Source organism: Brevundimonas aurantiaca, assembly GCF_014199955.1.
GTDB classification, from domain to species: Bacteria; Pseudomonadota; Alphaproteobacteria; order Caulobacterales; family Caulobacteraceae; genus Brevundimonas; species Brevundimonas aurantiaca.
The window spans coordinates 525,467-550,202 of the sequence record NZ_JACHOQ010000001.1; the positions used below are offsets into that span (position 1 = coordinate 525,467).

Genomic DNA, 24,736 nt, shown 5'->3' on the forward strand with positions numbered 1-24,736 from the left:
GGACCGTGCCCGCATTTCGGGGCCGTTTTCAGGCGGACCGCCGATCCGCCTTATCGACCGCCCAGGCTGGCCCGCAACATCCAGGCGAACTTCTCGTGCGCCGCCAGACGCTGGGTCAGCAGATCCACGGTCACGTCGTCGCCGTCCCCGTCCGCCACGTCCAGGGCGGAGCGCATGGTGGCGATCAAGGTCTCATGATCGCGCATCAGCTCGCGCAGCATGTCGGGCGCGTCCTTTTCCGGCTCGCCGTCGCGAATACTGGTCAGGTTGGCGAAGGCGCCGTAGCCCTGCGGCGCCAACTCGCCCAGGGCGCGGATACGTTCGGCGATGTCGTCCAGGGCCGCCCACTGGTCGCGATACTGCTGCTCCAGCATATTGTGCAGCGAGAAGAATTCAGGCCCCCGCACGTTCCAATGATAGCCGTGGGTCTTCAGATAGACGGCGTAGGCGTCCGCCAGAACCCGGGTCAGTTGCTCAACCACGTCGCCGCGCTCGCTCTGGGACAGTCCGGTGTCAATGGTTGCGGTCATAATACGCTCCGTGGGTGTGAGTTCGTCGCCGGCAATCTAGACGGAATCCGGCAGGCAGGAACGCAAAACCGCAACAAGCGTTGCATCACATAACGTCGCATCGAACGACGTGAGGGGACGGGCACAATATGACGCCAGGCGCGGTCTTTCGCCGATTTCTGAACGCCGAAGCCGGTCTCCTCGTTCTCGCCCGTCTGAAGTCCGGTCCCGCCTGGCGGAGAATTCTAGTCGGACTGGCCGGCGCCGGCGCAGGACTGGCGGTGCGGGCGGCCACCGCCGGCTTTTACGGCGGGATCACCGGCTTCATGATCCTACTGCCGGGCGTCATTCTGGCGGCCTTGGCCGGCGGACGTCTGGCGGGTCTGACGGCGGTTGCGGGGTCTCTGCTGGGCGGCTGGGCGCTGGTCGCCTTGAACCCCGGCCCGACGACCCCGCATCTGGGCGTGGTCGCCACCTCCAACTTCGTCTTGGTGGGCCTGTTCTGCACCTGGCTGGGCGCCTCCTTGCGCCAGACCCTGATCCGGCTGGATTCCGTCGTCTCGGCCCTGTCCCTGTCCAACGCGCGGTTTGACGAGACCGGCGCCTTTCTGGGCTATGCCGGGATCAACCTGAACGTGGACGGGGCGCGCGAACCGCTGGAGAAGGCCGCCCGCGCCGAGCGCCGCCAGCATTTCCTTCTGAACCTCAGCGACCGCCTGCGCGACCTGTCCGACCCGGAGCGGATGATGGCCGAGGTCGAGGCGTCCCTGGGCGGCCTGCTGAGCGCGAACCGCGTCGGCTACGGCGAGGTGGACGAGACGGGCGAAGTCGTCTCCTTGAGCCGCGACTGGATTCAGGGCGTCGCCAGCGTTCACGGGCGCGCGCCGAGCGTCTTCAATCCCGCCCTCGTCGCAGACCTGTTCGACGGTCGGACCATCCGCATCGACGACGTCCGCGACGACCCCCGTTCGGCCGACATCGCCGCCGCCTTCGCCGAAATCCAGACCCGCGCCCTGATCCGAGCGCCGCTGATCCGCAACGGCCGATTGCGCGCCTTCCTCTATGTCCACGCCGCCGCCCCCCGACGCTGGACTGACGCGGAGGTCCAGCTGGTCGAGGAGGTCGCCGCCCGCACCTGGGTCGAGATCGAACGCGCCCGCGCCGAGACCGAGACCCGCGAGAGCGAACAGCGCTTCCGCGCCATCGCCGACACCGCGCCGGTCCTGATCTGGGTCACGCGCCAGGATCGCCGCCGCGCCTTCATCAACCAGGCCTATGCGGACTTCTTCGGCGCGGACTATGAGACGGCCCTTGCGGCGGACTGGCGCGCCCGACTGCACCCGGACGACCAGGACCGCATCCTTCGAGAGTCCCTGGCCGGAGAGGCGACGAGAGAACCGTTTTCTCTGGAGGCTCGGTATCGGCGTCATGACGGCGAGTGGCGCTGGCTGAAATCCTTCTCTCGTCCGCGCATGGCCGGAAGCGAGTTGATCGGCTTCGTCGGCGTCGCCTTCGACGTCACCGACATGCGCGAGGCCCAGGCCCGGCTGACCGAATCCGAAAGCCGGTTCCGCACCGTCGCGGACAGCGCTCCGGCCATGATCTGGATGACGGATGCGACGCCCCGGATCGTCTTCGCCAACAAACGCTATCGGCTGTTCTGCGACATCCGCTCGCAGCGCCAGCTGCTGGACGGCTGGCGCAGACTGATGCATCCGGACGACGAGACGGTGTTCGACGCCGCCTTCCTGCGGGCCTTCCAGGCGCGGGATCGGTTCGAGGCGCTCAGCCGGGCCAATCATCCGACCCTGGGGCTGCGCTGGCTCCGGACCGAGGGCGTGCCCCGCTTCGATGCGGCCGGCGCCTTCCAAGGCTATGTCGGCGCCACCATCGATGTCACCGACGCCAAGCGCGCCGAGGACGACCTGAAACACATCAATGAGCTGCTGGAGGAGCGGGTCGCGGAGGCCCTGACCGAAAAGGCCGCCGCAGAGGCCCATCTGATGCACGCCCAGCGGATGGAGGCGGTCGGCCGCCTCACCGGCGGTGTCGCCCACGATTTCAACAATCTGCTGACGGTGGTGATCGGGGCGCTGGACATCATCCTGCGCTCCGACGACGCCGCAAAACGCAAGAAGCTGGGCGAGGCCGCCCTGGCCGCCGCCCGTCGCGGCGAGAGCCTGACCCACCAGCTTCTGGCCTTTTCGCGCCGTCAGGCCCTGCGTCCCGAACCGGTCGATCTGAACGGCCTGATCCGCGAGGGCGAGCCCTTGCTGCGCCGGGCCGTCGGCGAGGCCGTGGACTTCAAGATCCGGCTGAAGCGCGGCGGCGTTCGCGTCAACGTCGATCCCGCTCAGTTCGAGGCCGCCCTGCTGAACCTGGTCGTCAACGCCCGCGACGCCCTGGGCGACGTGACCGGGCGCGACGCCGCATCAGCCGATGCGGCCAGCAAGGCCGACGGCCCGCCTCGATCGGGTCGAGACGGCCCCGTCCGCGCCGGCGCCCGCATCACGATCCAAACCCAGGCCTGTTCCGTCTCGGCGGGGCAGATCCCGGAACTGGCGGCGGGCGACTATGTCTGCGTCGCCGTGTCCGACAACGGATCGGGCATGTCGGCCGATGTCATCGACCGCGTCTTCGAACCCTTCTTCACCACCAAGCCGATCGGCAAGGGAACGGGCCTGGGCCTCAGCCAGGTCTATGGCTTCGCGCGACAGTCGGGCGGCGGGGTCCACATCGCTTCCAGCCCCGGCCGCGGCTCGGAGATTCGCCTCTATCTGCCGCCGCTGATCGCGGACAAGGCCGCCCCGTCGCCCGAACCGGCCGACGTCGACGCCGCCCTGCCGAACGGCCACCGCCTGCTGCTGGTGGAGGACGACGCGGATGTCGCAGCCATCGCCCTGGATCAGTTGGAAAGCTTCGGCCTGGACGTCGAATGGGTCGAGAACGGCCCCGAGGCGCTGAAGGCCCTGGAACGGGCGCGCTTCGACGTCATGTTGACCGATGTGGTCATGCCGGGCGGCATGAGCGGCTTGGACCTGGCGCGTCAGGCGGCGCGGGACCGGCCCCAGATGCGGATCGTCCTGACCTCGGGCTATGTGGGCGACGACGTGGATCAGGTTCTGGCCGACACGCCCTGGCCCTTCCTGCGCAAACCCTATTCGCCCGAGCAATTGCGCGCCGTTCTTTCGACGGCGGGGCCGCGGCCAAACCATTAGATCCAAGAAAAACGCGCCGCAGAGGCTGCGGCGCGTTTTTCTTCGTCAGTTCCAAGGCCGCCTCAGCGGCGCGCCTTGCGGGCGGCGTAGCGCGCGTCGCGCCTGGCCTTCTGCTCTTCCTTGGTCAGTTGCTTGCGCGCCTTGCGGTCGGCCCGCTTCTCGGCCTCGATCGCTTCCTGAGCGGCCATTTCGGCGGCCAGGCGCGCAGCCTCCTTCTCGGCCTTCTCGCGGCGCTGTTCCGCCTTGGCCAGTTCGTGCTGCTGGCGCAGGGCTTCCTTTTCGGCGGCGCGCTTCTCAGCCAGGCGCTCGAATTCGGGATCGGGGGCGGCGGGCTTGGGCTTGAACTTGGCGAGCAGAGCCTTCTTGGCTTCCTGCTGGGCGGTCAGGCGGTCGGTAAATCCGGTCTTCAAATCTTTCATGCGAAAGCGTCAGGGTTCCTTGTGATCGGCCAGCGGCCATCGGGGGTCGGGCGGCGGAGAACGCGCGCGTCCCGAAGCGGGGCGCACAAAGCCTATGCAGGGACCAAAAGCAAGGTTCGCCGCCACGAAATCGGCCGCGCGCACGAAATGGCGCGCTTGAGGCGCCCTTACCTGCTCCAGTGATGCAGATAGGTCGCGCCCGCCCCGTTACAAGAGCAGGCGCAACGGCGGGTTCGTCAGTTGGGCTTCTGCGCCTGGCCGACGGCGGTTCCGGCCGCTCCACCGACGGCGGCGCCCACGGGTCCGCCCACCACAGCCCCCGCCACCGCGCCGCTGGCGGCCTTTTGCTCGATTGTGGTCCCGCAAGCCGTCAGCGCCAGGGCGCCGGCGGCGATGCAGGTCGTGATGATCATGCGCGACATGGCGTCTCTCCAAAAAGGTCACGCTTGAACGCCGCGCCGCGCTTGAGGTTCCCAGCGCGATCCAGAACTGGCGAATACGGAAAACGGACCAACGGACAACACAATCCGCGCGCCATTCAGCAGATACGGGGAAATGTGACAATCTACAGCCGAGACGCCGTGCAACCCAATACAGTATTCGCTCTATCCACTGTCGCAATCCGGCCCATATTGTCATGCCGCCGGGGCAATATCGTAAAAATACCTAATCCTTTCGTCGCCTTAACCAGCCGCTTGCGAATCAGCCACATTCAGGTCACAAACTTCGCTATATAGGCCCGTCCTCGACGCCCGGGCTGTATGTGCCGCGCGCCGAATGCCGGCCGGACAGGCGACCGTTTCGGGTCGCCCCGCCGGCGATACGACCCGGGGGCAGCGTTTCTCGCCCTGCTGAACAGGATGAACTCGTTGTCGCATTCCTCGCAGACGCGCGGCCCCGCCCGCACCGATCATGTGGCGAAGATCAAGCCCGTGACGGCGGCCGCGGCCTTCGGCTGTCTGGTGGGACTGGCGATCGGCGGCGCCTATCTGGGCGGGACCATGGCGCGCAATGCGACGCTGCGGGCCCAGGCCGAACGGATCCAGGGCGCCACCGCCGCCGGCTTCACCGAAGAAGCCCTGTCCGCCGCCGCCGGCGGTCTGGACGCCAGCGCCCTGTCGATCGCTCGTCGGCACGATCCCTACACCAGCGCCGGCGCCGCCGAGCGCGATCGCCAGGCCGAGCTTCTGGCGGCCCGTCTGGATCAGTTGGACGCCAACCGCGATCCCAAACTGCGCCACGCCAATCTCTCCAGCCCCGTCGGCGCCAAGCCCTTCCGCCTGGATCACGCCCTGGACGCCAGCCGCGACCTCGATTGCCTGACCCAGGTCGTCTATTATGAAGCGCGCGGCGAGGGCCGCGACGGCATGCGGGCCGTGGCCCAGGTCGTCCTGAACCGGGTCCGCCACCCCGCCTTCCCCAAGAGCATCTGCGCCGTCGTCTACCAGGGCGCCGCGCGCCGCACCGGCTGCCAGTTCTCCTTCACCTGCAACGGCGTGATGCGCGGCCGGATCAACCAGGCCGCCTGGAACCGAGCGCGCGGCATCGCCTCCTCGGCCCTGTCCGGATCGGTCTATGCAGGCGTCGGCAACGCCACCCATTTCCACACCACCGGCGTGTCGCCCGACTGGCGCAACACCCTGATCCGGGTGAACCAGGTGGGCAGCCATCTCTTCTATCGGTTCGGCGGCCGCGCCGGCTCAGGCGGGGCCTTCACCTACGCCGCCCGTCCGTCTCAGGCCGACGATCAGCCCCGTCTGATCCAGGCGGGTCTCAATCCCGTCGAAGCGGCCCGCCAGGCCGGACAGGCCGTGGCCTATTCGCTGATCCTGGCCCAGGAGGGCGGCGCCGAGCCCCAGGCTGCGCCGACGACGAACGCCCGCCCCGCCGCCAAGCCTGCGGAAGCGGCCGTCGCCACCCAGACGTCCGGCCAGGCTTCCACCCCGCCCGCCGCCCGGCCCACGGCCGCCTCGGCGCCGCGCGGCGCGGCGCCCCGGGCTGAGGCCAGGACGGAAACGGCGGACGCCTCCAACCCCGTCTGATCGCAAAGGTGCTTCAGTCCGGGCCGAAAGGCCCCCGTGTCGTCCGGTTCTGATCGAATTCGCCGAACCGACGGCCGGGCTTGTCCGGGCTTGCGGTCTGCTCCCGCCCGACGCCGATCATGCTCAGCCGGTCGTAGCCGACGCTGAGCGGTTGAGCGGGCGCCCGCCGCACCCGCAGGGCCTGGGGCGTCTGGGGCGTCTGGGACATCGGTCGCTCCTCGCGCGGTTCATCGTATGAACGTCGCGCGCGGCGGGCTGTTCCCCTGGCTTCACAGGGCGTCCAGGCCGATGTCCAGCACGGGCGCCGAATGGGTCAGGGCCCCGACCGAGATCACATCGACCCCGGTCTCCGCGATCGCCCGCACCGTCGTCAAATCCACCCCGCCGGACGCCTCCAGCCGGATGCGCCCCCCGGTCCAGGCCACCGCCCGCCTCAGGTCCGCCAGGCTGAAATTGTCCAGCATGATCACGTCCGGCGCCAGGTCGTCATTGATCAGGGCCAGGACTTCGCTCAGCTGATCCAGCCCATCCACCTCGACCTCCACCTTCATCAGGTGAGGGGCGAAGGCCTTGGCCCGCCGCACGGCCTCGCCCACCCCGCCGCAGACGGCGACGTGGTTGTCCTTGATCAGGATGGCGTCATCCAGGCCGAACCGATGGTTCACCCCGCCGCCGCAGGCGACCGCATGTTTCTCCAGCGCCCGCAGACCCGGCGTCGTCTTGCGGGTGTCGGCGATCCGCGCCCTTGTCCCGGCGACGGCCTGCACATAGGCCCGCGTCAGGGTCGCCACCCCGCTCAGCCGTCCGACCAGGTTCAGGGCCGTCCGCTCGGCGGACAGAAAGGCGCGCGCGTCGGCCTCGACCACCGCCAGCACGGCCCCGGCCTCGAACGCCGCCCCGTCCTCCAGACGAAGATCCACGTCGGCCGTCGGGTCCATCGCCCGCACGGCCAGCCGCACCGCCTGAATTCCGGCCAGAACGCCGGCCTTGCGCGCCGTGAAGGCCGCCTTCATCCGCGCCCCTGGGGGAATACAGGCCAGGGCCGTGACGTCGCCCGCCCGCCCCAGATCTTCCGCCAGGGCCATCCGCACCACCGGTTCGATCAGGACCTCCGGCAGGGATCGGTTCAGGGCCATGTCTCGGGAGGTCTCCATAGAGGCTGTCATTCCGCCGCCAGGGCGAGGTCTCCGGCCAGTCTGATCCGCGTATGAGCAGCGTTCGCGGCCTTCTGCGGATAATCCGCGCGGTAATGGCCACCCCGGCTCTCATGCCGATCCAGCGCCGCCTGGGCGATCAGCCGCGCCGCCAGAAGACAGGCCGCCGGCCCGTGCCGGGCCTCCAGCCGGTCGATCAGGGCGATCAGGGCCGTCAGACCGGCCTCGTCACGCACCACCCCGGCCTGGGCCGTCATCGCCGTCCTCAGCTCGGCCAGGGCCGCCTCGGGCAGATCGGGCGCCAGGGGCGTCGCGACCGGCCGTCCGCCCCCCGTCTCGCCCGACGCGACCCGCCCGGCCCGCCGTCCGAAGGCTGCGGCCTCAAGCAGGGAGTTGGACGCCAGGCGATTGGCGCCGTGCACCCCCGTCGCCGCGCATTCGCCGACGGCGTACAGGCCGGGAACCGTCGTGCGACCTTCGGCGTCGGCGGCGACCCCGCCCATGTGATAGTGGCAGGCCGCCATCACCGGAATGGGGCTGACGCGCGGGTCCAGCCCGGCGCGCATGCATGCGGCGAAGACGGCCGGAAACTCGTGCGGAAAGCCCTCTCCCACAGCCGTGCGCGCATCCAGAAAGGCGCCCCGGCCTGCGGTCCGCGCGGCATGGACGGCCCGGGCCACCACGTCGCGGGGCTTCAGATCGGCGTCGGCCTCTTCGCCCAGCAGGAAGGCGCCCGCGCCGTCGATCAGCCGCGCCCCCTCGCCGCGCAAGGCTTCGGTCGCCAGGGGGGCCGGATCGAGGCCGACGTCTATGGCGGTCGGGTGAAACTGCACGAACTCGGGGTCCAGAATCTCCGCCCCCGCCCGCGCCGCCAGGGCCATGCCTTCGCCCTGCAAGGCCGACGGGGTGGTGGTGGCGGCGAACAGACCGCCCGCCCCGCCGGTGGCCAGCACCACCGCCGTCGCCGTGATCTCGACCGGCCGCCCGCCGCGCTCGACCAAAGCCCCGACCACCCGCCCGGCCTCGTCCTGCGACAGGCCCTTCAGCCGCGCATCCTCCCAGACCTCGATCATCGTCTCGGCCCGCACCGCCGCGACCACGGCCGACAGGATGGCCCGCCCGGCGCCGTCGCCGCCGACCCGCGCCACGCGCGCCACGGAATGGGCCGCCTCCAGACTGACGACGAAGCCGCCGTCCGCATCCCGGTCGAACGGCGCGCCCTGGGCCGCCAGCCATTCCACCGTCTCGCGCCCGGCCTCGGTCAGGGCCTTGGCCGCGCCCGGCTCGACCAGACCCGCGCCCGCCGCCAGGGTGTCCTTGGCGTGCAGCTCGGCCGAGTCCACGGCCGTCAGGGCCGCGGCCATCCCGCCCTGGGCCCAGGCGGAAGAACAGCCGCTCAGCAGCGGCTCCGGGGTCACGACCAGAACCCGCGCCCCCGCCCGCGCCGCCTCCAGGGCCGCCGACAGCCCCGCCAGTCCGGCGCCGACGATCACCGGCCCTTCATGTCGCACGCGGCTCATCGTCCGATCCCCAGATAGTTCAGCCCCAGCCGAACGGCGCCGGCCGGATCGCCCTCCGTCACAGGCGTCAGGGCGCCGACCGCCGCCGCCGCGCAGAGGGCCAGGGTCAGCAGATAAAGCACCAGGCTCTTGCCCGCCTCGGGCCAGCTCAGCGTGCCCCAGGCCGCCCGCCAGACGCCGCGCTTCAGGTGGCTGAACACCGACAGGGCCAGGAAGGCGGCCAGGATGAACCGGCCCGTGGAAAGACCCCACCAGACCACGGCCACGCCGATGACCAGCAGGACGATCTGCTCAAGCCGCGGATGCACCCGCGTCAGCACCGGCCCCAGGGCCTTGGACCCGTCCAGCGGCGGGGCGGGAACCAGGTTCACCAGATTCAGCATGGCGATGAAGAAGGCGCCGGCCAGCCATTCGCCCTGGCCCGTAGCCATGCCGACGGCGACAAAGGGGATCATGGCCAGAAGACCAAAGGCCGGCCCGGCCAGCGAAACCAGCACCCCGTCCCACTCGCTTCGGGGCGCGCGCCGTCCCTTGGCCAGTCCGCCCAGGAAGGGAATGATGTAGATGCGCGCCGGACCCATGCCCAGCCGGTTCATCGCCAGGGCGTGCCCCGCCTCATGCACGAACAGGCCGATCAGAACCGCCCCCGCCACGATGACGCTGCCGGTGACCCACCACAGGAAGCCCGCCATCAGGGCCGTGGACAGCACGGACCAGACCAGGCTCTGATCCTTCTCGACCGGTTCTTCGGCGACCGCCTCGGTCTGGGCCGGTCGCGCGCCCGACGTCTCGGGCTTGATGTCCCACGGCCCCAAGGGACGGTCGGGCGCGGGGGCGGGTGTGTCTGTCTTGCTCATGGCGTCCAGATGGGCGCGGCGCCCTGCCCCGGCGAGGGGACCGATCGCCGCGTCGCTCAGATCAGCTCCACATCGACGTGATGCCGCGCCTTGACGATGTCATAGCGCGCCGGGATCGTCGGCGGCGGCAGGTCGATCATCCGCTGCACGGCCATCCGCCCGCGTTCGATCATCTCTTCGGGCACGGTCACTTCGAACTGCATGTTCAGCAGGCAGTCGTGGATGTTCTGAAGCGTGATCCGCTTCATGTGCGGGCACAGGTTGCAGGGGCCGACGAACTCGACGCTCGGCACATCGCCCTTGATGTTGGAGGCCATCGAACATTCGGTGATCAGCACCACCCGCTTGGGCCGGCGCTGTTCGACATAGTCGGTCATGGCCGCCGTCGATCCGGCGAAGTCCGAGGCCGCCAATATTTCTTCCGGGCATTCCGGGTGGGCCAGAACCTCGGCGTCGGGCCAGGCGTCGCGCATGTCGGCGATGTCCTGGGCGGTGAAGCGCTTGTGCACCTCGCAGTGCCCCTTCCAGGCGATGATCCCCACCGTCGTCTGGGCCGCCACATTGCGCGCCAGGAATTCGTCGGGGATCAGTATGACCCGGTCCACGCCCCATTCCCTGGCCGCCCATTCCACCACCTGAACGGCGTTGGCGGATGTGCAGCAGATGTCGGTCTCGGCCTTCACCTCGGCCGTGGTGTTCACATAGGTGATGACCGGCAGGCCCGGATAGCGCTGCTTGATCAGCCGCACGTCCGCCCCCGTGATCGACGAGGCCAGCGAACATCCCGCCCGCAGGTCGGGGATCAGCACGGTCTTCTCAGGCGACAGGATCTTGGACGTCTCGGCCATGAAGTGCACGCCCGCCTGGACGATCACCTTGGCGTTCGACCGCGCCGCCTCCTTGGCCAGGCCCAGGCTGTCGCCGACATAGTCGCCGACCCCATGGAAGATCTCGGGCGTCATATAGTTGTGGGCCAGGATCACGGCGTCGCGCTCGCGCTTCAGCCGATTGATCGCGCTGATCAGCCGGGCCTGTTCGGGCCACTCCAGCGGCGTGACGTGGTCCTTGACCTTCGCCCACACCCCGGCGGTCTCCCGCTCCAGTTCCTGCGTCAGACCAAAGGCGCCGTCGGCCATGATCCTCTCCTATCGACCCTTATGCTCAAAGTTAGCATAAGCAGAACCAATGTAGGCCGATGGGGGACGGGCGCAAGCGGATTGTTCAGTCGATCAGCTCGAACAGATCGCCCAGCGGGACATTCAAGGCCTTCGCCAGGGCCAGGGCCACCACCACGGACGGGGTGAAGACCCGGTTTTCAATCGTGTTCACCGTCTTGCGCGACAGCCCGGCCCGGTCCGCCAGCTCCTGCTGCGTCAGACCGGCGGCCGTCCGCACCTCCTTCAACCGCACGGCCAGCCGGGGCTCAGCCACGCGAAGCCTGCCGGTCCAGCCACCAGTAACGCAGCGCGGCGGTCATCGCCGCGACCTCGAAAACAGCGGGCATCCCCGCGACCGTCAGGGGCGGCTGAAAAAGACCGGCGACATAGAGGACAGCCACGGACGCCAGCGAAACCCGGAATGACCAAGCCGTCGCGCTTCGGCGGAAATGGATCATCAGTTCGTCTGCCGCCTTGGGCAGGGCCCCGGCGCGCCTTTGCCACACCTTGCCCCCCAACATCACGCTCATGACGGTCAAAGGCATCGCCAGGGATGCCAACGCCCGCTTCCAGTCCTCGATGTCACCCCCGCCGGACGCGATCCGCCAAGCCGCATCCACTCCGAAGGTCGTATAAAGCAGACCAAGCGCCGCCAAAAAGACCATGCCCAAGGCCTCGGCGCTTTGAGCTTGGTCCTTGTCCAGTCCGCCCTTCACGGCCTCGCGATCCACTTCGAGCCGCCCCCCGAGATCGACAGCCAGAACCACCGTCAGACCCAGAACAGCCAGACCGAACCCGAACGCCGCCATCGACAACAGCGCGGAGCCCTTCAGTTGCGCCGCCACGATCATCAATCCGAAGGCGGCTAGGGCTAGCGCGCCCAGCAGGAAGCCCTCGCGTTTCATACGCTTCAACCGCGCCCGCGCCCGCGTTCTCGACAGAGCGATCCGATCCGCATTCCCGTCCGCCTCACCCACGGTCGGCCTCACGGTCTAGAAGATAATAGCGCAACACCGCCGCCGTGCCGGTCAGATAAAGCAAGGCCGGCAAGGCCGCGACCGCCGCAGCCGGCCGCCAGAGCCCCAGCGCAAAGACGCCGACCATCCCGACGACGGCGACGCCCAGGGCCGTAGCCAGCGCCCTGTGCCGGAACGACAACGTCAGTTCGTCGTCCAGCAGTCGTTTCATCCGCTTGTCGCGCCGATTGTCCAGACCGGCCACCATCAGCAGCATGAGGCCGGCGACTATCGGACCCAGCCCCACACTCAAATAGTCCGTGCCGCCCGCCGTCCCCGACGCCAGCCCCCAACCGGCCTTGACTGACAGGAAGGTCAGATAGGCGCCCGAGGCCGGTATGATCGCCATCGAATGCGCGCGCTGCCGCTGTACCCGGTCGCGGTAGCTGCCGATCGTCAGCTTCATCGTGTCGTCGTTCGGTAGGAATCGCTGCGCCAGCAGGGCGCCGACAATCATCGCAAGAAGCCCAAGCCCAATGATGAGCCAGGTAAGCCACCCACCGGAGCCGAAAGCTCGAGGACTTTCCATCCAGACGATGACGGCGCCAACGGCGCTGCACAGACCGACCATGCTGAGAAGGATACAAAGCCTCTGCCGCCGGATTCGCCTCTCCTCACGCGCCAGCGCCTCACGTCTTTCCTGATCGTCCATCATGGCCCCGCGTCACCTACAGGTGACATATAACCCATGGGTTACTCGGCGCGTCAAGCGGCCCGGTCGCTCGCCTCCGACGCAAGCCTTCTGCGTGCTTCGGCCGCCTGACGTCCGCGATGCCGGGGCGCCGCCGGGCTATTTCAACACCTCGCCACCTGGTCTTGCGCCGATAACCGTCGCCGCAGACGGCAAGAACCGTTCCCAAACCCGGCAGGTTCGCCTAGACAACGGCCGACTTCATTCCGCAGAAGACCGACTTCCCGACATTTCCATGCAAGACACCATCCGCCGCATCCTCACCGCCCGCGTCTATGACGTGGCGGAGGAAACGCCCCTCGATCCGCTGCGTCGCCTGTCGGCGCGGCTCGCGCGGCCGGTGCTGCTGAAGCGCGAAGATCTGCAGCCGGTGTTTTCGTTCAAGATCCGCGGCGCCTACAACAAGATCGCCGGCCTGTCCCAGGCGGAACTGTCAAAGGGTGTGATCTGCGCCTCGGCCGGCAATCACGCGCAAGGGGTGGCCCTGGCCGCCGCCCGCCGCAACATCCCCTCGACCATCGTCATGCCGACGACCACCCCCGGCATCAAGGTGGCCGCCGTGCGCGCCCTGGGCGGCGAAGTGGTCCTGCACGGCGACAGTTTCGACGAGGCCTATGCTCACGCCCGCCATTTGGAGAGCCGGACCGGCGCCGCCTTCATCCACCCCTTCGACGACCCCGACGTCATCGCCGGCCAGGGCACGGTGGGGCTGGAGATCGCCCGTCAGCACGCCGACCCCATAGAGGCCGTCTTCGTCCCCATCGGCGGCGGCGGTCTGGCCGCGGGCGTCGCCGCTATCGTCAAATTCCTGCGTCCCGAAACCCGCGTCATCGGCGTCGAGCCCGTCGACGCCCCCACGATGAAGGCCGCCGTCGACGCCGGCGAGGTCGTGACCCTGAACGAGGTCGGCCTGTTCGCCGACGGGGTGGCCGTGCGCCGCGCCGGGGCCGAGACCTTCCGCCTGTGCAGGGATCTGCTGGACGAAATCGTCCTGGTGGACACCGACGCCATCTGCGCCGCCATCAAGGACATCTTCGACGACAGCCGCGCCGTCGCCGAACCCTCGGGCGCCGTGGCGCTTGCGGGGCTCAAGGCCTGGGCCGCCGCCCATTCCGGATCGGGCGCCCTGATCGCCGTCAACTCCGGCGCCAATGTCAATTTCGACCGGCTGCGCCATGTCGCGGAGCGGGCCGAGATCGGCGAGGGCGCCGAGGCCCTGCTGGCCGTGGCCATGAAGGACGACCGCGACGACTACCGCCGTTTCCTCGACAGTCTGGACGGCCGCTCGGTCACCGAGTTCAACTACCGCTGGTCCGGCGACGGCCAGGCCCAGATCTTCGTCGGCGTGGCCCTGCGCAACGGTCCGCACGAGCGCGACGACCTGATCGCTCGGCTCCGCGCCGGCGGCTATGCGGTCGAGGACATGAGCGACAACGAGACCGCCAAGCTGCACGTCCGCTATATGGTCGGCGGCCGCACCGTCGGCCTGCCCCACGAACGCATCCTGCGCTTCCAATTCCCCGAGCGGCCGGGCGCTTTCCTACGCTTCCTGAACAGCCTCCAGCCCGCCTGGGCCCTGACCCTGTTCCACTATCGCAACCACGGCGACGACGTCGGCCGGGTCCTGGCGGGAATCAGCGTCCCGCCCGAAGAACAGACCCAACTGGCCGCCGCCCTCGCCGACCTGGGCTACCCCTACGTCGACGAAACCACCAACCCCGCCTGCCGCCTCTTCCTTGACGGGACTTGACCCAGAGGGGAAGACGGTCGCCATGTCTGATCCCGCCCCTCCCCATCGCCGCGCCGTCCTGTCGGGTGCGGGCGCCCTGGCCCTCAGCGGCTGCGCCACCCTGTCGGGGGCGCCGGCCCGGCAGACGGTCTGGACCTTCGACCGGCTGGCCGACATCGGCGGCGAGCGGACGACGGTGGAGGGTGCGCCGGCCCTGATCGACAGCCCCTATGGCCGGGCTGTACGGTTCGACGGCGTGGACGACGCCTTGTTCATCGACAGCCATCCGCTGGCCGGAGCCGAGACCTTCACCTTCGAGGCCCTGTTCCGTCCCGACGGCGGCGCCTTCGAACAGCGGTGGTTCCACCTGGCGGAAGAGGCGCCGGCGGGCCAGCCCCCGTCCCAGACCCGCTTCCTGTTCGAAATCCGCGTCGTGCGCGACCGCTGGTACCTGGACGCCTTCACCCGCGGCCCCGGCTACAACCACACCCTGATCTTCCCGGAGCGGCTGTACCCCTGCGGACAGTGGTTCCATGTGGCCCAGACCTTCGACGGAACGATGTACCGGTCCTATGTCGACGGCGTTTTGCAGGGCGAACATCCGATCGCCTTCAAGCCCCAGGGTCCGGGACAGGCCTCCGTCGGCTGCCGGATCAATCGGCTGAACTATTTCAACGGCGCGGTGCGTCAGGCCCGCTTCACCCCCGCCGCCTTGGCGCCGGACCGGTTCACGCGACGCTGAACCGATCGGCGCCCCGCTCATGCGCCAGAAGCCAGCGTTTGCGCTCCACCCCGCCGGCGTAGCCGGTCAGGGCGCCGTTCGCGCCGATCACCCGGTGGCACGGCACGATGATCGCCACCGGATTGGCGCCGTTGGCCAGCCCCACGGCCCGCGCCGCCCTGGGCGATCCAACCGCCGCCGCCAGCCGGCCATAGGTCCAGGTCTCGCCCGCCGGAATGGTGCGCAGCGCCGCCCAGACCGATCTTTGGAAGACCCCGCCGCCGGTCCGCACCTCCAATCCCTCGAAGGCGCTCAGCTCGCCGGCGAACCAGGCGTCGGCCGCCCGACGCACCGCCTCCGCTCGTCCCGTCCTCAGGGCGACCGGCCCGTAATGGCGGTGCAGCAGCCGCCGCATCCGGTCTTCATAGTCGTGAAAGTCCAGGGCCCGCACCGCCCCGTCCGCGTCCGTCACCACCAGAATCTCGCCCAGAGGCGAAGCGAACCGATCCAGCGTCAGGTCCGAGGCCGCCGTCGCGGGTTCAGTCATGGCTCATCTCCTTGATCATAGTCCAATACAGGGCCCCATAGGCGCGCCACGGCCGCCACCGCTCGGCCCGCGCCGTCAGGGCGGCGTCGGCGCCGGTCAGCCGGTCGCTGGGCGCGTCCTCTCCGTCGTCGATCCAGTCGCCGACGGGGCGCAGACCCGGCCGCGCGGCCAGGACCGGCGCCAGTTCGGGGTCAGCGGACAGGTCGCGCGTGATCGCCTCCGGATCGGCCGCCAGGTCGAACACGCGCCGCACCCGGGCCAGGACGCCGGGCAGGGCCTTCAGCTCGTCGATGCGGGCCTCGACCACAGCCTTGCCCAGCGCGCCGGGGCGCACCGTCACTGCGCCCTCGGTCCCATCCACCGACTTGCGCAGCCGCCGCGTCCAGGCGCCGTCCGCCGTGGTTTCATCGGCCGCCCCACGCGCCGCCAAGGCCGCCGACACGAAGTCCCAGTCATAGGGCGGGCGATAGGCCAGGTTCAGGGTCACGCGCCCGCCGCCCTCCTCCGCCGCCTTGCGCCGCCGCAGGGCCGAGGGCGGGCGCCCGTACAGGGCCTGGAAGGTTTCATTGAACCGGCGCACGCTGCCGAAGCCCGACGCCATCGCCACCTCGGCCATGGTCAGTTCGGTCTCATGGATCAGCTGTTTGGCCAGAAGCACCCGCCGGGTCTGGGCCACGCTGACGGGGGCGGCGCCCAGATGCTGGCGAAACAGCCGCCGCAGGTGCCGCTCTCCCACCCCCAGCCGCTCGGCCAGGGCCTCGGCGTCCCCGTCGTCCAGCGCGCCCGCCTCGATCAGGGCCAGGGCGCGGCTGACGGTGTTGGACGTGCCGCGCCAGGCGCCCATCTCCGGCGCCGTCTCGGGCCGACAGCGCAGACAGGCCCGAAACCCCGCCGCCTCGGCCGAGGCCGCAGTCGGGTGGAACACCACATTCTCTCGCCGCGGCGTCCGCGCCGGACAGACCGGCCGACAGTAGATGCCGGTCGAGGTGACCCCCGTGAAGAACCGCCCGTCGAACCGGGCGTCGCGCGCGCTCAGCGCCCGCCAGCAGGCTTCCGCATCCAGGGTCTGTTCCATCGGCGCAGAATGGGCGTTTCAGCCGCCCCTGTCTCGCGGTTTTCGGCCATGGATGAGCGTGAGAATTCCATCCGCGAACGGGGGTTTCGCTGAGGCCCCGTGCGACATAACCTCTCACCTGCGCACGCAGAGGCGCAGTTATAAAACAATGGGAGTCACGCCTTGGTTCGCCTACCTTTTTCCACGCTCGCCGTCCTGGGGGCCGGCGCCGTCCTCGTCGCCTTCACCGCCGCCGCCCAGGACAGGGTCAGCCCGGAACCCGCCGCCTCGGGGCGCGCCCTGCCGGTCGGCGCCTATCGTGAGACCTGCCGGGGGATCACTCTGAACGGCGATCGGCTGCGCGCCCGCTGCATCGCCAAGAACGGTCAGTCCGTTTCGTCGACCCTCAGCGTCCGCAGCTGCCGGGGCGCGGCGATCCGCAATGACGACGGCCGCCTGGCCTGCACGCCGGCTTCGGCCCCCCGCTCGGCCTGACGGCGGAGGAGGCGACCGGCCGGACCGGTCGCCTTTCTGCGGACCTACATAGGCCAGAACAGCAGAATGGCCGGCGGACCGATGATCAGCACCAGCAGGCTGAGCGGCGCCCCCAGCTTGGGATAGTCCGAGAACTTGTAGCCGCCCGGCCCCATGACCAGGGTGTTGCACTGGTGTCCGATGGGGGTCAGGAAGTCGCACGCCGCCCCCACGGCCACGGCCATCAGGAAGGGGTCGGGGCGGTAGCCCAGCTGCTGGGCCAGCGTCGCGGCGATCGGCGCCACCACCAAAACCGTCGCGGCGTTGTTCAGGAAGGGCGTCACCGCCATGGCCGCAAACATCATTCCACCCACCGCGATCACGGGCGGAATGCCCTGGAACACCGACCGCAGTCCGCCGGCGATCAGATCGGCTCCGCCCGTCTGCTGGATCGCGTTCGAGACGGGGATCAGGGCGGCGATCAGCACCAGCAGCGGTCCGTCCAGCGCCGCATAGGCTTCGCGCATCTTCAAGCCCCCCAGGGCCACGATGATCACCGCCGCGCCGAAGAAGGCGATGGAGACCGGGATCAGGCCGAAGCCGACCATCACCATCGCCGCCGTCAGGACCAGGGCGGGCAGGAATTTTCGCCTCTGGCCGCCCAGGCGCATCTCCCGTTCGGCCAACGGCAGCAGGCCCAGGTCCGCCAGTTTTCCGGGCAGGCCCGATTCCGACCCCTGGAGCAAAAGGACGTCCCCGGCCTGGAGCTTGGCCGTCCGCAGATGCTGGGTCAGCTCATAGCCGCTGCGCGACACGCCCAGCAGATTCAGCCCGTGCTGACCATACAGATCCAGCGACCGCACCGACTGCCCCACCAGCTTCGAATCCGCCCCGATCACGGCCTCGGCCAGACTGACCTCGTCCTTGGCCTCCTCCAGCAACACCGGCCGGTCGCCGCGCACCAGCTTCAGCTTGGCGGCGTCGATGAACCCCTCCAGCGCCTCCTGATCGCCCTTGATCAACAGGGTGTCGCCGGGGCGGACGATGGTGTTGCCGCGCGGGCGCGTCTTGCGCTTGCCGTCGCGGATCAGGGCCATGACCTGGATGTCGTCCACAGCCAGGGCCTTCAGAGCGTTGATCGGCCGCGGCTCCATCAGCCAATCCTCGGGAACGCGGGCCTCGGTCAGATAGGCGTTGGCCGACAGGGCCGCCGACAGGCCGATGGTCCCGGTCCGGTCCTTGGGCAGCAGCCTGTAGCCGAAGGCCAGAAACACCAGGGCCGCCGCCGTCAGGATCAGGCCGACGGGCGCATAGTCGAACATGCGAAACGGCTCGCCGGTCATGGTCTCGCGCACCTCGGCGACCAGGATGTTGGGGGCGGTGCCCACCAGGGTGACCATTCCCCCCGCCATGGCGCCGAAGGCCATGGGCATCAGCAGGCGCGACTGTTTGGTCCCGGTGCGTCGGCTGACCTGCAACGCCACCGGCATCATGATGGCCAGGGCGCCGACGTTCTTGGTGACCATGGACAGCAGGGTCACGGCCGCCGTCAGCACCGGCGCCTGAGACCGTTCGGTCTTCAGATACGGCATGATCCGCTTCAGGGCCATTTCGACGATGCCCGACTTGGCGAAGGCGGCCGAGACCACCAGGGCGCAGGCGATGATCACCGTGACGTCGTTGGAAAAGCCTTCGAAGGCCGCGTCCGCCGGAATGACCCCGATCGCCAGCCCCGCGATCAAGGCCGCCAAGGCGACCAGATCATAGCGGAACCTTCCCCAGATGAAGGCTGCGACCGTCAGCCCCACCAGGCCGAAGGCCAGACCCTGTTGTAACGTCACGCTTAAGCCCCGACCCGGCCGCCCGTCGCCGCCGTTTCAACTGCAACGGCGAAGGCGGCCGGAGGTTCAACACCGCCCGACGATCATCCGCCCCACGCCGCGCAGGACGCGCCAGACCTCGCCGACGAAGGCCCAGACCACGATGATCATCAACAGGGTGGCCAGTTCGCCGCCGTGGTCCCCGGTCCGGTCGAACAGGCTCCGCACCCGGTCGAAGAAATCGGTCGCCGTCCCGACCCAGATCACCGGGCTCAGCGGCGACCAGAACCACAGCCACGACAGGCCCCAGGCCGCCGCCGCCCCAAAGCTGATGTCGCCCACGGCCGTCAGCCGCGCATTGCCGCCCGAGGCCGCTCGCATCAGGTCGAACACCACCCGCGCTGCCGCGAACAGGGTCACGGGCCAATAGGCGGCGTCGACGATCTGGACCAGGATGCGGCCGTAATCGACCCCGTCCAGACTGCCGGCCAGGTCTTCCGGCCGGATCGAGGCCATGGGCAACAGGCCGGTCCACCACAGCAGCAGAACCGCCCAGGCGATGGCGCTGGCGACGGCCTTGGCGGCGGGCGACATCTCGGCGCTCTTGCGCACCGCCGGCCCCGGCTTGGCCGTTCGGGCCGCATCGCGACCGCGCGCCAGCCGCTCGCCCCAGGTCTCGGCGTCCAGGTCGCCGCCCAGTTCGAACAGGCCCAGATCCTTGACCCGCCATTTGGCGATGAAGTCCGGCTTCTTCTCCTGCCGCTCCAGCACGAAGCCGATCAGGGTCACGACCCCGATCACCGTCACCGCCCCGCTGAACAGGGCGCCGAAGCTCTGGCCTATGGCCTGGCCCAGATAGATGTCCCCGACCAGCACCCGCACCGCCAGGCCGATCAGGGTGACGCAGCCCATCACCACCAGGGCCGTCTTCACCGCGAACAGCCACCAGGGATAAAGCTCCGGCCCGATCAGCGACTGGGGCCCGGACCGATAGCGCGCCGCCACCGTCAGAGGATGACCCACCTCGCGCAGCAGGGCCTCGACCTCCTCGTCGCCGGGCGCCCGGCCCAGTCGCGCCTCCAGCGCCTCGATCCGGCCCATGATCTCGTCGCGCAGCTCGGCGACGATGTCGTCGCGCGTCGCCTTGGGCAGCTGGGCCGCCACCGCCTTCAGATACCGTTCGACCAGGTCCATCCCGCTCTCTCCCTCAATCCCCATGATCACAACATCTTCTCCAGCGAGGCCGACAGGCCCCGCCATTCGGCCGCCAGCCGCGCCAGCAGGACCTCGCCCCGCGCCGACAGGCGGTAGAAGCGCTTCTTGCGCCGCTCCTCCTCACGCCATTCGCTGTCCAGCAGCCCCTGCCCCTCCAGCCGGCGCAGCAGCGGATAGAGGGTGCTCTCCTCCATCTCGACGCCCGCCGCATTCAGGGCGACCCGCAGCGAATAGCCGTATTGCTCGGTCCTCAGACTGGCCAACACCGCCAGGATCAAAGACCCCCGCCGCAGCTCCAGCCGCAGACTCTCGAACAGCAGTTCCTCATCCTGACTCACCCGCCGATCTCCGTGGCGTCACATAGTGTGTGACACACAGTGTATGGGACATACTGTGTGAGGGAGTCAAGCGGGGGCGGCTTCATTCCCGTCTTGCAACCTCTCGGCGATCCGGGCCAAGTGCGCCCTTCTTGGGGGAGACCGACTTGGACGTCGAAACGTTCATCGAACGCTGGAGCAAGGCCCGCGGCGGCGCCGAGCGCGCCAACTATCAGATGTTCCTGACGGAACTGTGCGAGGCCCTGGGTCTGCCGCGACCCGATCCGGCCAGCGACGACACGCGCACGAACGACTATGTGTTCGAACGGGGCGTGAAGCGGCGCGAGTCCGAAGGTCTGGCTTCGACCCTGCGGATCGACCTGTACAAGCGCGGCTGTTTCATCCTGGAGGCCAAACAGTCCCGCGCCGACCATCGCGACGAAGGCCAGACCTCGCTGTTCAAGGCCGACGAGACCGCCTCGACCGCTGCGGCCCAGGGCAAGTGGGACGTGCTCATGCGCAACGCCCGGCGTCAGGCCGAGGACTATGTCTTCCGCCTGCCGGCCGACCACGCCGCCCCGCCCTTCATCATCGTCTGCGACGTCGGCTATGTGTTCGAGGTCTATGCCGACTTTTCCGGCAGCGGCCGGGCCTATTCGCACTTCCCCGACCGCAAGGGTTTCCGCATCCGGCTGGAGGATCTGCGTGACGAGACGATCGTCAAACGGCTGAAGGCGATCTGGACCGAGCCCCTGTCGCTGGACCCGACCCGCGAGTCGGCTCGCGTCACCCGCCAGATCGCCGAGCGGCTGGCCGAGGTGTCGAAACGGCTGGAGAAGAAGCATCCGGCGGAAGAGGTCGCCCATTTCCTTATGCGGTGCATCTTCACCATGTTCGCCGAGGACGTGGACCTGCTGCCCAAGGGCAGGTTCACCGCCCTGCTGAAAGACCAGCTGGACCATCCCGAGAGCTTCGCGCCGATGCTCCAGGCCCTGTGGAAGAGCATGGATGCGCCGGAGTACGAGAGCCGGTTCTATGCCGGCTTCGGCCTGCATCTGCGCCATTTCAACGGCAGCCTGTTCAAGAACGCCAAGGCCTTCCCCCTGGGCCGCGAGGAGATCGGGGAGCTGCTGGCCGCCTCGAGCCACGACTGGCGCTATGTGGAGCCGGCCATCTTCGGCACCCTGGTCGAACAGGCGCTGGAGCCGGGCGAGCGGCGTAAGCTGGGCGCCCACTACACCCCGCGATCCTATGTCGAGCGGCTGGTCGAGGTGACGGTGATGGAGCCGCTGCGGGCCGACTGGAACGCCGCCCTGATCAAGGCCGGGGATGCGCGAGAGCGGGGCGACGCCGCGCACTCAAGCAGCGCGGAGCGCGATAGTGCAAAGAGAGAGGCGGTGGCGGCCGTCCGCGCCTTCCATCATCAGCTTTGCACCACCCGCGTGCTGGACCCGGCCTGCGGCACCGGCAACTTCCTGTATGTCTCGCTGGAGCTGATGAAGCGGCTGGAGGGCGAGGTGCTGGAGGCCTTAGCCGAACTGGGCGAGACCGAGGGCATCGGTTTCGAGACCGTCGATCCGCACCAGTTCCTGGGCATCGAACTGAACGTCCGCGCCGCCGCCATCGCCGAACTGGTGCTGTGGATCGGCTATCTGCAACAGCATTACCGCAACAGCATCGAACACCCCGCCGAACCGATCCTGAAGGCCTTCGGCAATATCCAGCAGAAGGACGCGGTCCTGACCTGGGACGGCTATCCCGAGCTTCAGTTCGAGATGCGGGACGGGGTTGCGGTTCAGGTCTATCCGAACGCGCGGCGGCCGGACTGGCCGGCGGCGGAGTTCATCGTGGGGAATCCGCCGTTTATCGGCGGCAAGGATCTGCGCTCACGCATGATGCCCGGCTATGCCGAGGCGCTGTGGAAGGCGCACAAGGCGATGAACGAGAGCGCCGATTTCGTCATGTATTGGTGGGACCGGGCAGCGGAGTTGCTCACCCGCAAGAAAACGCCGCTGCGCAGGTTCGGCTTCGTCACGACCAACTCGATCAGCCAGGTGTTCCAGCGCCGGGTGATGGAGCGTCACCTGAACGCCAAGCCGCCCGTGTCAATCATCTTCGCCGTGCCGGATCATCCGTGGACCAAGGCGACGAAGGACAGCGCGGCGGTAAGGATCGCGATGACGGCGGTGCGGGCCGGAGTTCATGAAGGCGAGCTGAGGGAGGTTGTTGCGGAGACTGGTTTGGAAACGGATGAGCCAATGCTGGAATTCGTTTCGCGGAGCGGGAAAATCAACACCGATCTCACGGTGGGCGTAGACGTGACGCGCGCCGAACCTCTTCTCTCTAACGATGGCATATGCTCACCCGGCGTGAAGCTTCACGGTGCTGGTTTCATCGTTACGCCCGCTGAGGCGGAACATCTTGGGCTCGGCCAACGCACAGGGCTGGAGCGCCATATCCGAAACTATCGAAATGGGCGCGATCTTGCCGCTCGCCCGCGTGGCGTTATGGTCATAGACCTTGACGGGCTATCAGCCGAAGAGGTCCGCAGGAAATACCCGGAAGTTTATCAGCATCTTCTGGAGCGCGTGAAGCCGGAGCGTGACAGCAACAACGAAGCTTACCGCCGTCAACATTGGTGGCTATTCGGCAGAAAGAACACGCTCATGCGTGGCTTCTTGGCTGAGCTTCCCCGCTACATAGCTACGGTTGAGACCACCAAGCACCGCGTCTTTCAGTTTCTCGACATCGACATTCTACCCGACAACATGCTGGTAAACATCGGAAGCGCAGATGGCTGGCTTCTCGCCGTCCTGTCCAGCCGAACCCACACAACCTGGGCTCCCGTCCTTGGCGGCTGGCTCGGCTACGGCAATGATCCCCGCTACTCCAAGTCTCGCTGCTTCGACCCCTTCCCTTTCCCCGACCCGGACGAGGCCACCCGCGCCCGCCTCCGGGCGCTGGGCGAGGAACTCGACGCCACGCGCAAGACGGTGCAGGCCGAGCATCCGGACCTGACCCTGACCGGCCTCTATAATGTGCTGGAGAAGATCCGCGCCGGGACGCCGCCGCCGTGTCGCGCGCCTTCAAGGGCGGCGGCAAGCGGATCGAACAGCGGGTGGTGCAGGCCCTGTCCACCCTGGTCCGCTACGGCTGGATCAGCGCCCTGCCCGGCGGAACCTACGCCGCGCGCCGCGCGGCTTGACGGAGACCTGATCAATGCCTCGACTATGGATGGTGCGGCTCGGCAAGTTCGGCGAACAGGAGGCCCACGCCCTCGAAACCGGGGAACTGGTCACGGGATGGGAGCTGCCGGACCTGACGCCTGCCGACACGCGCGAGGCGGTGCTGTCCATCCTGCACCAGGCCCTGCCGGACGAGCAGCCGGGCACGCTGCGGAACTGGGCCGCTCAGCTGAACCAGTTGAAGAACGTCGCCGTTGCAGGCGATCTGGTGGTGACGCCCTTGAAGACCACCGGCCGTCTCGCCGTCGGCAGGCTTCAGCCCGGCTATATCCACACCGAGGCCGGGGCGCCGACTCGGCGTGTCGAATGGCTGCGCACGGACCTGCCGCGCGACGCTCTGAAACAGGATCTGCTGTATAGTCTCGGCGCGTCGCAGACGGTGTGCGAGATCAGCCGCAACGAAGCGCTGGCGCGCCTGCTCGCTGCGGTCGAGACCGGCGTGGACCCCGGCGCAGCCGCCCTGCCCTCGACCAAGCCGTCATCGACGCCGGAAACCGGGGCGGAGGAAGCCGCCGAAACGTCCGATATCGCGGACCTGGCCGAGTTGGCGCGCGACCAGATCGAGCGGCGCATATCCAGCCAGTTCGCAGGCCACGCCTTCACGCGCTTGATCGCCGCGCTTTTAGGAACTCAGGGATATCAAGTCGAGGTCTCGCCACCCGGGCCGGATCGAGGCATCGACATCGTCGCAGGCCAGGGCGCCCTCGGCCTGAGCGGCCCCAAGCTTGTCGTTCAAGTCAAGTCCGGCGGCATAGTGGTGGACCAGCCGACGCTTCAAGGACTGATCGGCTGCATCCATGACGTTCATGCCGATCATGGCCTTTTGGTCAGTTGGTCCGGCTTTAGCCCGCCAGTACGAAAACGTGTGAATGAGCTGTACTTCCGAGTGCGGCTTTGGGACCGCAAACAGATCGTTGACGCCCTGCTGACCCATTACGATGACCTTCCAGCCGACATACGCGCCGAACTGCCGCTGCGACGCATCTGGACCCTGGTTCCTGACATGACGGTATAATCGCCTTCGATCGCAA

Annotated in this window: 22 protein-coding genes and 1 pseudogene; 7 read left to right on the top strand and 16 right to left on the bottom strand. The window is 68.5% G+C overall.

Translation table 11 applies throughout. The features are described 5' to 3' along the window. Positions 1–50 precede the first annotated feature (50 nt). Positions 51–530 (bottom strand): Dps family protein, encoded by a 480-nt coding sequence (locus GGQ93_RS02575; RefSeq protein WP_054766541.1) that lies wholly within the window; start codon positions 528–530, stop codon positions 51–53. A 128-nt stretch (positions 531–658) separates the two neighbouring features. On the opposite strand from GGQ93_RS02575, the gene GGQ93_RS02580 reads away from it, so the two are divergent. Further along, positions 659–3,727 carry a PAS domain S-box protein gene (locus GGQ93_RS02580; RefSeq protein ID WP_183215020.1) on the top strand — a complete coding sequence of 1,023 codons (3,069 nt, stop codon included), beginning with the start codon at positions 659–661 and terminating at the stop codon, positions 3,725–3,727. Between the two features lie 62 nt (positions 3,728–3,789). Here the strand turns inward: GGQ93_RS02580 and GGQ93_RS02585 are convergent, their stop codons facing one another. Both GGQ93_RS02585 and GGQ93_RS02590 read right to left on the bottom strand, forming a co-directional pair. Then, a complete protein-coding gene (locus GGQ93_RS02585; protein ID WP_054766543.1) occupies positions 3,790–4,146 on the bottom strand; it encodes a DUF6481 family protein in 357 nt (118 codons plus the stop codon). A 236-nt stretch (positions 4,147–4,382) separates the two neighbouring features. Then, a complete protein-coding gene (locus GGQ93_RS02590) occupies positions 4,383–4,568 on the bottom strand; it encodes a hypothetical protein (RefSeq protein WP_007442649.1) in 186 nt (61 codons plus the stop codon). Positions 4,569–5,015: 447 nt separating this feature from the next. On the opposite strand from GGQ93_RS02590, the gene GGQ93_RS02595 reads away from it, so the two are divergent. After that, a complete protein-coding gene (locus tag GGQ93_RS02595) occupies positions 5,016–6,188 on the top strand; it encodes a cell wall hydrolase (protein ID WP_260171135.1) in 1,173 nt (390 codons plus the stop codon). A 13-nt stretch (positions 6,189–6,201) separates the two neighbouring features. Here GGQ93_RS02595 and GGQ93_RS02600 read toward each other — a convergent pair whose 3' ends face one another. From GGQ93_RS02600 to GGQ93_RS02635, 8 genes are all read right to left on the bottom strand, one after another. Next, the gene (locus tag GGQ93_RS02600) at positions 6,202–6,396 is read right to left on the bottom strand and encodes a hypothetical protein (protein WP_183215022.1); all 195 of its coding nucleotides are present in this window, start codon (positions 6,394–6,396) and stop codon (positions 6,202–6,204) included. A 61-nt stretch (positions 6,397–6,457) separates the two neighbouring features. Then, complete coding sequence (gene nadC, locus GGQ93_RS02605; RefSeq protein ID WP_375782436.1) at positions 6,458–7,342, bottom strand: carboxylating nicotinate-nucleotide diphosphorylase; 885 nt, start codon at positions 7,340–7,342, stop codon at positions 6,458–6,460. Between the two features lie 8 nt (positions 7,343–7,350). Further along, complete coding sequence (locus GGQ93_RS02610; protein WP_183215023.1) at positions 7,351–8,862, bottom strand: L-aspartate oxidase; 1,512 nt, start codon at positions 8,860–8,862, stop codon at positions 7,351–7,353. Then, positions 8,859–9,719 carry a metalloprotease gene (locus GGQ93_RS02615; protein WP_183215024.1) on the bottom strand — a complete coding sequence of 287 codons (861 nt, stop codon included), beginning with the start codon at positions 9,717–9,719 and terminating at the stop codon, positions 8,859–8,861. The genes GGQ93_RS02610 and GGQ93_RS02615 overlap by 4 nt, the downstream gene beginning before the upstream one ends. Before the next feature lie 56 nt (positions 9,720–9,775). Next, a complete protein-coding gene (nadA, locus tag GGQ93_RS02620) occupies positions 9,776–10,855 on the bottom strand; it encodes a quinolinate synthase NadA (protein WP_183215025.1) in 1,080 nt (359 codons plus the stop codon). Between the two features lie 85 nt (positions 10,856–10,940). Continuing rightward, entirely contained in the window at positions 10,941–11,150 is a 210-nt protein-coding gene (gene relB / locus GGQ93_RS02625) for a type II toxin-antitoxin system RelB family anti-toxin (RefSeq protein WP_152950884.1), read from the bottom strand. Next, positions 11,143–11,727: a hypothetical protein gene (locus GGQ93_RS02630; RefSeq protein WP_183215026.1), complete on the bottom strand. Its 585-nt coding sequence runs from the start codon at positions 11,725–11,727 to the stop codon at positions 11,143–11,145. The genes relB and GGQ93_RS02630 overlap by 8 nt, the downstream gene beginning before the upstream one ends. A 118-nt stretch (positions 11,728–11,845) precedes the next feature. Next, the gene (locus GGQ93_RS02635; protein WP_183215027.1) at positions 11,846–12,547 is read right to left on the bottom strand and encodes a hypothetical protein; all 702 of its coding nucleotides are present in this window, start codon (positions 12,545–12,547) and stop codon (positions 11,846–11,848) included. A 271-nt stretch (positions 12,548–12,818) separates the two neighbouring features. On the opposite strand from GGQ93_RS02635, the gene ilvA reads away from it, so the two are divergent. Then, positions 12,819–14,333 carry a threonine ammonia-lyase, biosynthetic gene (ilvA, locus tag GGQ93_RS02640; protein ID WP_183215028.1) on the top strand — a complete coding sequence of 505 codons (1,515 nt, stop codon included), beginning with the start codon at positions 12,819–12,821 and terminating at the stop codon, positions 14,331–14,333. 22 nt (positions 14,334–14,355) lie between these two features. After that, positions 14,356–15,054 (top strand): LamG-like jellyroll fold domain-containing protein, encoded by a 699-nt coding sequence (locus GGQ93_RS02645; protein ID WP_183215029.1) that lies wholly within the window; start codon positions 14,356–14,358, stop codon positions 15,052–15,054. Here GGQ93_RS02645 and GGQ93_RS02650 read toward each other — a convergent pair. Both GGQ93_RS02650 and GGQ93_RS02655 read right to left on the bottom strand, forming a co-directional pair. Then, positions 15,041–15,580: a methylated-DNA--[protein]-cysteine S-methyltransferase gene (locus GGQ93_RS02650; RefSeq protein ID WP_183215030.1), complete on the bottom strand. Its 540-nt coding sequence runs from the start codon at positions 15,578–15,580 to the stop codon at positions 15,041–15,043. The genes GGQ93_RS02645 and GGQ93_RS02650 overlap by 14 nt on opposite strands. Next, complete coding sequence (locus GGQ93_RS02655; RefSeq protein WP_183215031.1) at positions 15,573–16,655, bottom strand: bifunctional transcriptional activator/DNA repair enzyme AdaA; 1,083 nt, start codon at positions 16,653–16,655, stop codon at positions 15,573–15,575. The genes GGQ93_RS02650 and GGQ93_RS02655 overlap by 8 nt, the downstream gene beginning before the upstream one ends. A 162-nt stretch (positions 16,656–16,817) precedes the next feature. On the opposite strand from GGQ93_RS02655, the gene GGQ93_RS02660 reads away from it, so the two are divergent. Further along, the gene (locus GGQ93_RS02660) at positions 16,818–17,129 is read left to right on the top strand and encodes a hypothetical protein (RefSeq protein ID WP_054766553.1); all 312 of its coding nucleotides are present in this window, start codon (positions 16,818–16,820) and stop codon (positions 17,127–17,129) included. Positions 17,130–17,173: 44 nt separating this feature from the next. Here GGQ93_RS02660 and GGQ93_RS02665 read toward each other — a convergent pair whose 3' ends face one another. From GGQ93_RS02665 to GGQ93_RS02675, 3 genes are all read right to left on the bottom strand, one after another. Beyond that, positions 17,174–18,949, bottom strand: a complete 1,776-nt coding sequence (locus tag GGQ93_RS02665; RefSeq protein WP_183215032.1) for an SLC13 family permease — start codon at positions 18,947–18,949, stop codon at positions 17,174–17,176. 66 nt (positions 18,950–19,015) lie between these two features. Continuing rightward, on the bottom strand, positions 19,016–20,146 hold the full coding sequence (locus tag GGQ93_RS02670) for an HAAS signaling domain-containing protein (RefSeq protein ID WP_224764365.1): 1,131 nt from the start codon (positions 20,144–20,146) through the stop codon (positions 19,016–19,018). Positions 20,147–20,148: 2 nt separating this feature from the next. Then, positions 20,149–20,481 (bottom strand): PadR family transcriptional regulator, encoded by a 333-nt coding sequence (locus tag GGQ93_RS02675; protein ID WP_183215033.1) that lies wholly within the window; start codon positions 20,479–20,481, stop codon positions 20,149–20,151. A gap of 215 nt (positions 20,482–20,696) precedes the next feature. On the opposite strand from GGQ93_RS02675, the pseudogene GGQ93_RS16210 reads away from it, so the two are divergent. After that, positions 20,697–23,327: pseudogene (locus GGQ93_RS16210) on the top strand (class I SAM-dependent DNA methyltransferase); the annotation flags it as partial. Between the two features lie 367 nt (positions 23,328–23,694). Then, entirely contained in the window at positions 23,695–24,720 is a 1,026-nt protein-coding gene (locus GGQ93_RS16520) for a restriction endonuclease (RefSeq protein ID WP_514130464.1), read from the top strand. The last annotated feature ends 16 nt before the right edge of the window (positions 24,721–24,736 follow it).